We start from the raw sequence: 10,181 nt of genomic DNA, 5'->3' as shown, positions 1-10,181 counted from the left end.
GTTTCTTAAGTGTGGCCGAAAACCTGTGGGAGCGGGCTTGCCCGCGATGGGGATGGTTCAGCCAACATAGATGTTGGATGTTCTGGCCTCATCGCGGGCAAGCCCGCTCCCACAGGGTCCGTGTAGATGGATCGGCATTTGTATTCACATCGGGACTACTCGATCTCAATCGGGCCTTTCGTCTTGGCATCACTGTCCGTCCAGTAATCCTCTCCTGTCAGCCGTCGATCACCTTGTATCGTGAAGGTGAGCTTGCCCTGGCGAAATTGCAGCGTGCCATCGGTGCGTTTGGCGTTTACCCGTTTGCCGTTGACCCAGACCTGCTCTTTGGCATCGATGCGGATGGTGGCAACGGTCGCGCCGGCATCGCTCTTGGCGACCCATTGCCCGGCATATGGCGTCTGAACGGTTGAGCTGTCCGCGGCGGGGTTGGTGAAGCCGGCCTTGGCATTTTCGGCCTTGCTCTTGTGGATATCACAGCCTTGGGTTTCGCTGACCTGTGTACAACCGGATTGCTCAAGTTGTTTGCGGTACTTGTCGTTGATGGCGTACGCCGGGGATTGCGCCAACATCAACATGGCCAGTGCCGGCAGGATAATTTTGTTCATGGGTTTTCTCCTTTGATCACTTCTTCCAACACCCGTGCCACGCACTGCACCGCCGCGTCTTCATCGCGCCGTTTATGCCAGGCCAGGTGCAGTGCAAACCCCTCCACCTCAATCGGCGGCGCCACGGTGTGCAGCGCCTTGGCGATGGGCATCGACAGACATTGGCTGGGCAGCATTGCAATCAAGTCCGACCCCAGCAGCAGGTCCGGAACCATGACAAAGCTTGGCACAACGATCCCGACGCGTCTCGCCAGCCCCAACCCTTTCAACATGTCATCGAGCGGGCCCCAGATTGCGCCCCGCCCCGACACCAGCACGTGTGGATAACTCAGCCAACGGTCGAGATCGAAGTCCGCGATTGCAGGATGCCCCGCGCGCATCGCCACCACGAAATGTTCGTGCAACAACAGGCGTCGGGTGAAGTCAGGGCCGAGCGGGGGAAAGACCGACATGGCCAGATCACTTTGCCCGCGACTCAAACTTTCCTGGGCCGCCTCGCCGCCCTGCCAGGGCTGAATCACCAGATCGATGCCCGGCGCCAATTCGGCGAGTCGCTGGTGCAACTGCCGCGCGACGATGATCGCCGGGAAGTCGGCCATGACGATGCGCACGGTTTGGCGCAGGGTGCTCAGCTCTGTGCTGGCGGCACCGACCAGCGTGCTGACCGAACCCAATATCTGCTGCAACGGGCCGCGCAAGGCCTGGGCCTTGGGGGTCAGCTGCATGCCGCCAGGCAGACGTTCGAGCAAGCGATCCTGGAACAGATGCCGACAACGCTCCAGCGCATTGGATGCCGCAGGTTGCGACAGGCCGACACGTTCGGCGGCGCGGGAGACGTGGGCTTCGTCGAGCAACGCATCGAGCACGGTCAACAGGTTGAGGTCCACCGAACGTAGATTCATTGAATCAATACCTAATTAGACAAACCATCCATTGGAGCAATGTATAGCACGCTGGCACGCTGTGGCTCCCTTCACTTGAACCGGCAAAGCCATGAACGACACCACCCTGATTCTGAGTTTTCACCCTGACCTGGGACGCTCCCACGCCAACCGCGCCATGCTCGATGCCGTGAAGGATCTGCCGGGGGTTTGCATCGTCGATGTGTACGGGCTTTACCCGACCGATGAAGTCGACATAACGGCGGAGGTCCAGCGTTTATTATCAGTTCAGCGGCTGGTGCTGCAATTTCCGGTGCAGTGGTACTCGACACCGGCGCTGCTGAAAAACTGGCAGGACCAAGTGCTGACACAGATGTACTACATTGCCTACGAGGCTCAGGGTCAGAAGCTTGAGGGCTTGCCGGTCATGGTCGTGGCCACTGCCGGAAACACACCCGAGGCCTACAGCGAAGCGGGGGTTAATCTGTTTCCCCTCGAGCAATTGTTGCAGCCTTTGCGCGCCACTGCGCACCGCTGCCAATGGGCCTGGAACGATCCGTTTCTGGTTCATCGGGCCAATAAACTGCCGAGGACAGAACTGGATGCCGTCGCCACTCACTACCGCGGCCGGATAGAGCGGTTTCAACAAACCCGTGCGTAACAGGCCAATCGTTCACATGGCGTGACAGGCATCTGCAGTCACCTGCGTTATCATCCCCCGCCTGTGCGCCAAGAGCCTTGACCCCGGATGTCCGAATCACTGCCATTGCCTGACGAATGCACCTCACTGCCACCTGTTCTGGTCGGGCCGCTGTTGCGGCGCCTTGAACCCACGCGTCTGGTGCTGTGGCTGGTGGGTTCCCAGGCGCTATCGCTGACGTTACGCCTGGAGGGTATTGGCGATATCCCCTTGAACGCTGAACAGTGCACGGTCATCCCGGTCGGCACTCATGCGTTTATCCATTTGATCGATGTGCCGCTGGAGGCCGCGCTGCCCTGCGACACGTTGATCGAATATGACCTGTTGATTGATGACACGGGCATCGCCGACTGGGCGCCGCATCTGCTGTATGGCGAGGCGAGCCGTCCGAACTTCGTATTGCACTCACGCATTGATCAACTGCTGCATGGCTCTTGCCGCAAGCCACACTTCCCGGCGCCGGACGGGTTGCTGTGCGTTGATCGTTTGCTGGCGTCCGAGCCCGATGTGTCGAAGCGCCCGGCCCTGTTGATGATGAGCGGCGATCAGGTCTACGCCGACGACGTCGCGGGGCCGATGCTGCGGGCCATCCATGCCTTGATCGCACGGCTGGGATTGTTCGGCGAACATCTCGAAGGAGCAGTCGTCAGCGACAGCGCCAAGCTCTACGAACACGCGGCCAGTTACTACCATCGTGCGGATTTGTTACCGGCCCTACAGAGCAACGAAACCCTGCGCGAGCGATTTTTCGGTGGGGTGCGTAAGCCGATTTTCACCAGCAGCAGTGCCGACAACCATCTGGTGACATTCGCCGAAGTCATGGCCATGTACCTGCTGGTGTGGTCGCCAACACCCTGGACGTTGATCGCGCCCAAACCGCCCAAATTGATCCCAGAAAGACGCGAGCGATATGCGCTTGAGCAAACGCGCATCGATGGCTTCAAGGCTGGCCTTGGTGGTGTCGCCCGCGCGTTCGCGCACCTGCCGTGCCTGATGATCTTCGATGATCACGATATTACCGATGACTGGAATCTTTCCGCGCAATGGGAGGAAACGGCCTACGGCCATCCGTTCTCCAAGCGGATCATCGGCAATGCGTTGATCGCCTACATGTTGTGCCAGGGCTGGGGCAACAACCCGGATGCGTTCGGCGGGGTGCTGGAAAAAACCCGCCTGTTGAGTGCCACGGGGCATGATCACTACCTCGACAGCGACGTGCAGGACGCGTTGATCGATGAGCTGCTGACCTTTCAGCACTGGCATTACGTGCTGCCCACCAGCCCGGCATTGGTGGTGCTCGACACCCGCACCCGGCGCTGGCGCAGTGAGATGACGCTCAAGCAACCGTCGGGTTTGCTGGACTGGGAAGCCCTCAGCGAACTGCAACAGGAACTGCTGGATCATCCCTCGGCGATCATCGTTTCGCCGGCACCGATCTTCGGCGTCAAGCTGATCGAAACCGTGCAACGCGTGTTCAGTTGGTGCGGTTATCCGCTGCTGGTGGATGCCGAAAACTGGATGGCCCATCGCGGCGCTGCCCAGGTGATCCTGAACATTTTCCGACACTCGCGCACACCCGGAAACTACGTGGTGCTGTCGGGCGACGTGCATTATTCCTTCGTCTACGAAGTATTGATCCGACACCGCAAGGCCGGTCCACGGATCTGGCAGGTCACCAGCAGCGGCATCAAAAACGAATTCCCGCCTGCGCTGCTCGAGTGGTTCGATCGCCTCAACCGCTGGCTCTACTCGCCACGCTCGCCGTTGAACTGGCTGACCAAACGTCGGCGCATGCGCATTGTTCCGCACATTCCCGAACATGCGGAGGCCGGTGAACGGCTGTGGAATTCGGCGGGGATCGGGCAGGTGTTCTTTAATGAAAAGGGCCAGCCGCGGGAGATCTATCAGCTGAATGCGGATGGGTCGGTGAAGACGCGGATGGTGGCGCCTGAAACTGGAGAGTGAGGCAGGCGAGCCGTGTTGCCTGCTTCGCGAGCAAGCTTGCTCCTACAATTGATCGGTGTTGTTTATGGACCTCACCCGAACCTTGATCATTGGCAACTCCGGTTCCGGGAAGAGTTGGCTGGCCTCGCGTTTGGCCGGACACCTGCAAGTGCCGTGGGTCGATCTTGATTCTATTCACTGGGTGTCGGATGAAGACAGCATTGCCCGCCCACGGGCCGAGGCGTTGGGGATGGCACGTGTTGCGGCGAGTGATGAGCGTTGGGTGATTGAGGGCGTTTATGGCTGGATGGTCAGCGAGCTTATCCACCGAGCCACGGCGCTGATCTGGCTGTGTGTTGAGGATGAAGAATGCGTCGCCAACATTCGCCAGCGCGAGGCACAGCGTGGTGAGAATGACGATTTGATGATTGCATTGCTGGACTGGGCCGGCAGCTATCGCATGCGCGAAGGGTCCAGTGGATTTGCCGCGCATCAGTGTCTGTTCGATGGGTTTAGTGGTTCGAAGCTGCAACTGATGGACCGCTCTGAGGTGACGGCTTTCATACGGGTGCACAGGTTGGGAAAACAACCAAGGGATGGCATTTAAATCGGATCGGGATTACATCGATCGCGGAAACGTCTCGAAGAACCTTCGGCGATACTTAATGCAAGCGCAGATGCGTCGTCTGCGTAACAACCACTCGTAGGTATCGCCTTGTCATCCTGTACTCATTTCTGTACGTTCTTTGCTTCAAGCGAGGACTACAACATGCAAACCATTAATTACACCACCGCACGTGCGCACCTGGCCGAAACCATGGATCGGGTGAATGAAGACCGTGCCCCATTGTTAGTTACGCGCCAGAAAGGCGAGCCCGTCGTGATGATGTCACTGGCGGAGTACAACGCCCTCGAAGAGACAGCTTATCTGCTTCGTTCCCCCGCCAATGCCGAACGCCTGATCAAATCGGTCGGCAACCTTCGAGCCGGGAAAACCAAAGCAAGGCAACTCATCGAAGAATGAATATCGAGTTCACGACAGAAGGTTGGGATGACTATCTATGGTTCCAACAAAACGACAAGGCCGGACTCAAACGAATCAACCTGTTGATTAAAGCGATCCAGCGGGAGCCATTTGAAGGTGTGGGTAAACCTGAGCCGCTCAAACACAATTTGAGCGGCCTCTGGTCCCGCCGGATTACCGCTGAGCATCGTTTGATCTACGCAGTTGAGGACGGTGAGATACGCGTCGTATTGTGCAGATACCACTACTGAAGACAATTTCAGATCACATTCAGCGCTCGACACACGCCCCTGACAATCATTTCCACTTCCCGCTCATCGATCGTCAGCGGTGGCAGCAGGCGAATGGTCTTGCCCCTCGTTACATTGATCAGCAAGCCGTGATCCCGCGCGGCGATCAGCGTCAGGTCGCGTATCGGTTGCTTGAGTTCGATGCCGATCATCAGGCCCTGGCCACGGATCGCCAGGACGTTGGGGTTATTGGCCAACTCGATGCGCAATCTGGCAAGCAGGTGTTCGCCCTGAAGCCTGGCGTTTTCCAGAAGGCCTTGTTCTTCGATGATCTCCAGCACGGTGCAACCCACGCGGCACGCCAATGGATTACCGCCGAAGGTGCTGCCGTGGCTGCCGGGTGTGAAGAGGTCGGCGGCTTTGCCCCGAGCAAGACAGGCGCCGATGGGGATGCCGTTGCCCAGCCCTTTGGCCAGGGTCATGACGTCGGGGACGATGCCTTCGTGCTGGAACGCGAACCACTGGCCAGTGCGGCCGATGCCGGTCTGGATTTCGTCGAGCATCAGCAGCCATGAACGCCGGTCGCAGAGTTCGCGCAGGGCTTTCAAGTAACCGGGTGGGGCCAGTTGCACGCCGCTTTCACCCTGGATCGGCTCCATCAGGATCGCCACGATGCGCGGGCCGTGGGCTTGCTGAATGTTATCCAGCGCCTTGCGGTCGCCGAACGGCACTTTGATGAAGTCTCCCGGCAGCTCATTGAAACCCAGGCGCACCGCCGGGCCATCACTGGCAGACAAGGTGCCGAGCGTCCGGCCGTGAAAAGCGTTCTCCATGACCACCACCAGCGGTTGCTCGATGCCTTTGTGCCAGCCAAACAACCGCGCCAGTTTCAGCGCCGTTTCGTTGGCTTCGGCACCGGAGTTGTTGAAGAACGCCCGCTCCATGCCCGCCAACCGGGTCAGTTTCTGCGCCAGCCGCTGTTGCCAGTCGATGCTGTAAAGGTTGGAGGTGTGTAACAACAGGCCTGCCTGTTCACTGATCGCGCTGACGATTTTCGGGTGGGAATGGCCAACGTTGGTCACCGCCACGCCCGCCACCGCGTCCAGGTATTCACGACCGGCCTGATCCCACAGGCGTGTGCCCAAGCCCTTGATGAAGCTCAAGGCCAGTGGTTGGTAAGTGGTCATCAGGCAGGCGGCGGTCATGACATCAAGCTCCATCAATTGTCGGTGTTTTTGCAGTATGGTTAGCCACTAGAGCTGGATAAACGCTGCAAAACTTCAATCATTTTAAAGCTGAGCTTGTTAATGGATTTATTCCAGGCAATGACCGTTTACGTCAGGGTGGTGGAAACCGGCAGCATGACCGCCGCCGCTTTTCAGTGCGGTATGTCCACGACCATGGTCGGCAATCACCTGCGGGCGCTGGAGCAACGCCTTGGCGTGCGCTTGCTTAACCGCACGACGCGGCGCCAGCGATTGACGGAATTCGGCACGGCCTACTATCAACGCTGCCTTGAAGTGCTGGGTTTGGTGGCCGACTCCGAGCGCCTGGCCGAGCAGGCACTTGATGAACCGAGCGGCACCTTGCGCATCACTGCACCGCTGACCTTTGGCACCGAGAAACTGGCGCCGGCGTTGAGCGAATTCACGTTGCGTTATCCGCAGGTCAAGTTGGACGTGGTGCTTACCAATGCGCGACCGGACCTTCTCGAAAACGGTTTCGATGCAGCCTTTCGCTTGGGGGAAACAGAGCCGTCCAACATCATCGCCCGCCCACTCATCGACTACACCCTGACGATGTGCGCATCGAAGGAGTACCTGGCACGTCGCGGAATCCCCGAACACCCCGATGATCTGCAACACCACGACTGCCTGTCCTTCGCCTATCCGGATGGGGATGATTGGCACTCGGTCGCGAAACAATGGCGCCTGGCTGGGCCCGAAGGCGAAATCCGCGTGGCGGTCAGCGGACCGATGCTGATCAACAGCTCGGCGGGGCTGCATCAAGCGGCTCGGACAGGGATGGGCATCGTGATGTTGCCCGATGCACTGATCGAGCAAGACCTGAAGGACGGAAAACTGGTGGCCGTGATGCACGGCTATCAATTGCCAAGCCGGCCACTGAATCTGGTCTACGCCCAGGATCGCTACCGTTTGCCGAAACTGCGCCGCTTCGTCGACTTCGCCATGCAGAGGTGGGGCAAGCACTAACCAATTCAATGGAACGCCCACACTGGGCATAGCCCATCGTCATTTACATCCCCGCCTTCACCAATACCGGTTTCTCCTGATACCGGTCCGGATACAGCTGCTTCAACTGCGCGACCTTCGGTAGATCGTTGATCACGATGTACGGATAGGTCGGGTGTTCGGTCAGAAAGTCCTGATGTTCCTCTTCCGCCGGATAGAAACCGTTGTACGTTTCCAGTTTGGTCACTATGGGTTTGTTGAACGAATGGGCCGCGTCGAGTTGGGCGATGTAGGCCTGAGCGACGCGTTGCTGCTCGCTGTTTTCCGGAAAAATCGCCGACCGGTACTGAGTGCCGCTGTCAGGTCCCTGGCGATTGAGTTCAGTAGGGTTGTGGGCCACCGAGAAGTAGATTTGCAGCAAGGTGCCGTAGCTGACCTGACCCGGATCGAAGGTGACTTCAACCGATTCCGCATGGCCGGTATTGCCATCGCTGACGCGTTCGTACTGAGCGGTATTGGCTGCTCCGCCGGCATAACCGGAGACGGCTTTCTTCACGCCTTTGACATGCTGGAACACCCCTTGCACGCCCCAGAAGCAGCCGCCGGCGAACACTGCGGTTTCGCTGTGGGCCTGGGTGGTTTCGTCGAGGGCCGGTGGCGCGATGACGACCGCATCTTCGGTGCCGAAAGTGAATGCCGAACACTGGCCGATGATCCCGGCAGCGACCACGCCCAACAGGGTGCGGCGCCAGGTGAACAGGGATTTCATGATGCTGACTCCTGAGTAGCTGAAAGAGTGATCAACCGAACGTAAACGCATACGCCGATACACCCGGATCGAGAAATTCGATGCTGAAGGTCCGGTCCGTTACACCGCCGGTTTGCCGCACCAATTGATACAGGCGCTGCTCGGTCACGCTGCCGCTGCCATCAGCGTTCACGTCCGTACCGTGGGCATCGCCGGGGGCCTTGCCATCGATTAGCACTTTGAAGCGCACGGGCTTACCGTCAGGTCCGGGACCGAGCACCAGATGCAGGTCTCGAGCACGGAAGCGGTAGACGATACGGCTGGCTGGCGCGCTTGAAATCGCCCGCTCCGAACCGACATTCCACTGACCGCCCAGGCTCCAGTCATTGAGTGCCAACTCGGAGGGTGGGTTGTAAGCCGACACCTTGTCCGGCACCAGGCTGGTTTCCGGTACGAAATGCTCCGCACGCTGGTAGCCGACATAGGTCTCCGGCGATTGCACTTCGCTCATGTCCGGCGCGAGTTGAACACCTTCGGCGCTGGCATTGATCAGACCGTCCGCGACCTTCGCGGCGCCCGCTTCACGTAGCAGCTGCTGGATCACCCGTTCCGATTCGGCGTAATCGCCCTCACCAAAGTGGTGATAACGAATGCGTCCCTGGGCGTCGGCAAAATAGTGGGCCGGCCAGTATTCGTTGTTGAAAGCTCGCCAGATCTTGTAGTCGTTATCGATGGCCACCGGGTAGTTGATCCCCACGTCCTTCATGGCTTTGGTGACATTGCCTACATTGCGTTCGAAGGCAAACTCGGGCGCATGGACGCCGATCACCACCAGGCCTTGATCGCGGTACTTCTCGGCCCAGGCCTTCACATATGGCAACGTGCGCAGGCAGTTGATGCAGGAGTAAGTCCAGAAATCCACCAGCACGACTTTGCCTTTCAGCGCCTGCGCGGTAAGCGGCGGCGAGTTGAGCCATTGCACCGCACCATCCAGCGGTGGAAGGTTGCCTTCAATCGGCAATGTACCCGGCGCTTTGTCAGCCACCTTCATCGCATCACCACGCACCGTGTTCTGCGCCATCATCGCCCCGCTGCCGCTCGGTGATTTACCGGCCAACCGGCCCACCAAGGCCTGTTCGATACCTCCAGTGGAAGCCGTCGAAACCTGCGCCAGAATGCCGGTATCCAGCCCCAGGGCGATCGCGGCCACACCGGCCAGCATCGCCGCGCCCAAACCTCGACGCACCCACTCGCCAGCGCCGATGGAACGTTTCATTGCCGCGAAAACCTTACCGCCCAGCAGTAGCGCCACGGCGAGGGACGTGGCGGCCCCAGCGGCGTAAGCCAACAACAGCAAGGTGGGTGCGATGCTTGCGCCTTGCAGCGCCGCGCCCGTCAACAACAGGCCCAGTATCGGCCCGGCACAAGGGGCCCAGAGTAACCCCGTGGCCACGCCGATCAGAAACGATGCGCCGGGGCGCGGCCGGGCATCGGCGCCCGCCGCTTCCGACAGTCGACTACCGGCCGCCACCAGTGGTCGGGTCAGGCGCTCGGCCAGTCGAGGTAACAGCAGTGTCAGCCCGAACAAGGCCACAAACACTAACGCCAGCCAGCGACCGTACTGATTGACTTGCACCACCCAACCGCCACCCACGGCGGCCAGCGTGGCAACGAGCGCGAAGGTGATCGCCACCCCCGCCAGCAACGGCAAGCCACTCTTCATGAACGGTTGCCCGGTGCGGGCGAAGACAAACGGCAGTACCGGCAAAATGCACGGGCTGACAATCGTCAGCACACCACCGAGATAAGCGAGGACCAGAAGCCACATAAACGTCGACCTGCATGAGTGAGTAA

Annotated in this window: 11 protein-coding genes; 6 read left to right on the top strand and 5 right to left on the bottom strand. The window is 59.5% G+C overall.

The genetic code is table 11. The annotated features are described in order from the left end of the window. Positions 1-155: 155 nt before the first annotated feature. Positions 156-608: a hypothetical protein gene (locus AEQ67_RS08120; RefSeq protein ID WP_059403364.1), complete on the bottom strand. Its 453-nt coding sequence runs from the start codon at positions 606-608 to the stop codon at positions 156-158. After that, positions 605-1,510: a LysR family transcriptional regulator gene (locus tag AEQ67_RS08115; protein ID WP_059403363.1), complete on the bottom strand. Its 906-nt coding sequence runs from the start codon at positions 1,508-1,510 to the stop codon at positions 605-607. The genes AEQ67_RS08120 and AEQ67_RS08115 overlap by 4 nt, the downstream gene beginning before the upstream one ends. Positions 1,511-1,601: 91 nt before the next feature. Between AEQ67_RS08115 and AEQ67_RS08110 the strand changes: the two genes are divergently transcribed. The 5 genes from AEQ67_RS08110 to AEQ67_RS08090 all read left to right on the top strand — a co-directional run bounded on the left by AEQ67_RS08110 (position 1,602) and on the right by AEQ67_RS08090 (position 5,408). Continuing rightward, positions 1,602-2,150 carry an NAD(P)H-dependent oxidoreductase gene (locus AEQ67_RS08110; protein WP_059403362.1) on the top strand — a complete coding sequence of 183 codons (549 nt, stop codon included), beginning with the start codon at positions 1,602-1,604 and terminating at the stop codon, positions 2,148-2,150. An 87-nt stretch (positions 2,151-2,237) separates the two neighbouring features. Continuing rightward, complete coding sequence (locus AEQ67_RS08105; RefSeq protein WP_059403361.1) at positions 2,238-4,154, top strand: alkaline phosphatase D family protein; 1,917 nt, start codon at positions 2,238-2,240, stop codon at positions 4,152-4,154. A gap of 64 nt (positions 4,155-4,218) precedes the next feature. Then, the gene (locus AEQ67_RS08100) at positions 4,219-4,740 is read left to right on the top strand and encodes an adenylate kinase (protein ID WP_059403360.1); all 522 of its coding nucleotides are present in this window, start codon (positions 4,219-4,221) and stop codon (positions 4,738-4,740) included. 162 nt (positions 4,741-4,902) lie between these two features. Beyond that, the gene (locus AEQ67_RS08095; RefSeq protein ID WP_059403359.1) at positions 4,903-5,157 is read left to right on the top strand and encodes a type II toxin-antitoxin system prevent-host-death family antitoxin; all 255 of its coding nucleotides are present in this window, start codon (positions 4,903-4,905) and stop codon (positions 5,155-5,157) included. Then, on the top strand, positions 5,154-5,408 hold the full coding sequence (locus tag AEQ67_RS08090; RefSeq protein ID WP_059403358.1) for a Txe/YoeB family addiction module toxin: 255 nt from the start codon (positions 5,154-5,156) through the stop codon (positions 5,406-5,408). Before AEQ67_RS08095 ends, AEQ67_RS08090 begins: the two co-directional genes overlap by 4 nt. Before the next feature lie 8 nt (positions 5,409-5,416). On the opposite strand, the gene AEQ67_RS08085 is transcribed toward AEQ67_RS08090, so the two are convergent. Beyond that, entirely contained in the window at positions 5,417-6,592 is a 1,176-nt protein-coding gene (locus AEQ67_RS08085) for an aspartate aminotransferase family protein (protein ID WP_059403357.1), read from the bottom strand. Between the two features lie 102 nt (positions 6,593-6,694). On the opposite strand from AEQ67_RS08085, the gene AEQ67_RS08080 reads away from it, so the two are divergent. After that, positions 6,695-7,600, top strand: a complete 906-nt coding sequence (locus AEQ67_RS08080; protein WP_059403356.1) for a LysR family transcriptional regulator — start codon at positions 6,695-6,697, stop codon at positions 7,598-7,600. Positions 7,601-7,643: 43 nt separating this feature from the next. Here the strand turns inward: AEQ67_RS08080 and msrA are convergent, their stop codons facing one another. Together msrA and AEQ67_RS08070 are read right to left on the bottom strand one after the other, a co-directional pair. Then, complete coding sequence (msrA, locus tag AEQ67_RS08075) at positions 7,644-8,348, bottom strand: peptide-methionine (S)-S-oxide reductase MsrA (RefSeq protein WP_059403355.1); 705 nt, start codon at positions 8,346-8,348, stop codon at positions 7,644-7,646. Between the two features lie 31 nt (positions 8,349-8,379). Then, positions 8,380-10,155, bottom strand: coding sequence for a cytochrome c biogenesis protein DipZ (locus AEQ67_RS08070; RefSeq protein WP_059403354.1), 1,776 nt, complete (start codon positions 10,153-10,155; stop codon positions 8,380-8,382). Positions 10,156-10,181 lie beyond the last annotated feature (26 nt).

This window comes from Pseudomonas sp. RIT-PI-q, from assembly GCF_001297125.1.
GTDB lineage: Bacteria > Pseudomonadota > Gammaproteobacteria > Pseudomonadales > Pseudomonadaceae > Aquipseudomonas.
This window is presented reverse-complemented; position numbering and strand designations above follow the sequence as displayed.

What these genes read in the sequence shown, in the direction of transcription:
- AEQ67_RS08120 (WP_059403364.1), bottom strand. Translation starts at nt 608, where the DNA reads ATGAACAAAATTATCCTGCCGGCACTGGCCATGTTGATGTTGGCGCAA.
- AEQ67_RS08115 (WP_059403363.1), bottom strand. Translation starts at nt 1,510, where the DNA reads ATGAATCTACGTTCGGTGGACCTCAACCTGTTGACCGTGCTCGATGCG.
- AEQ67_RS08110 (WP_059403362.1), top strand. Translation starts at nt 1,602, where the DNA reads ATGAACGACACCACCCTGATTCTGAGTTTTCACCCTGACCTGGGACGC.
- AEQ67_RS08105 (WP_059403361.1), top strand. Translation starts at nt 2,238, where the DNA reads ATGTCCGAATCACTGCCATTGCCTGACGAATGCACCTCACTGCCACCT.
- AEQ67_RS08100 (WP_059403360.1), top strand. Translation starts at nt 4,219, where the DNA reads ATGGACCTCACCCGAACCTTGATCATTGGCAACTCCGGTTCCGGGAAG.
- AEQ67_RS08095 (WP_059403359.1), top strand. Translation starts at nt 4,903, where the DNA reads ATGCAAACCATTAATTACACCACCGCACGTGCGCACCTGGCCGAAACC.
- AEQ67_RS08090 (WP_059403358.1), top strand. Translation starts at nt 5,154, where the DNA reads ATGAATATCGAGTTCACGACAGAAGGTTGGGATGACTATCTATGGTTC.
- AEQ67_RS08085 (WP_059403357.1), bottom strand. Translation starts at nt 6,592, where the DNA reads ATGACCGCCGCCTGCCTGATGACCACTTACCAACCACTGGCCTTGAGC.
- AEQ67_RS08080 (WP_059403356.1), top strand. Translation starts at nt 6,695, where the DNA reads ATGGATTTATTCCAGGCAATGACCGTTTACGTCAGGGTGGTGGAAACC.
- msrA (WP_059403355.1), bottom strand. Translation starts at nt 8,348, where the DNA reads ATGAAATCCCTGTTCACCTGGCGCCGCACCCTGTTGGGCGTGGTCGCT.
- AEQ67_RS08070 (WP_059403354.1), bottom strand. Translation starts at nt 10,155, where the DNA reads ATGTGGCTTCTGGTCCTCGCTTATCTCGGTGGTGTGCTGACGATTGTC.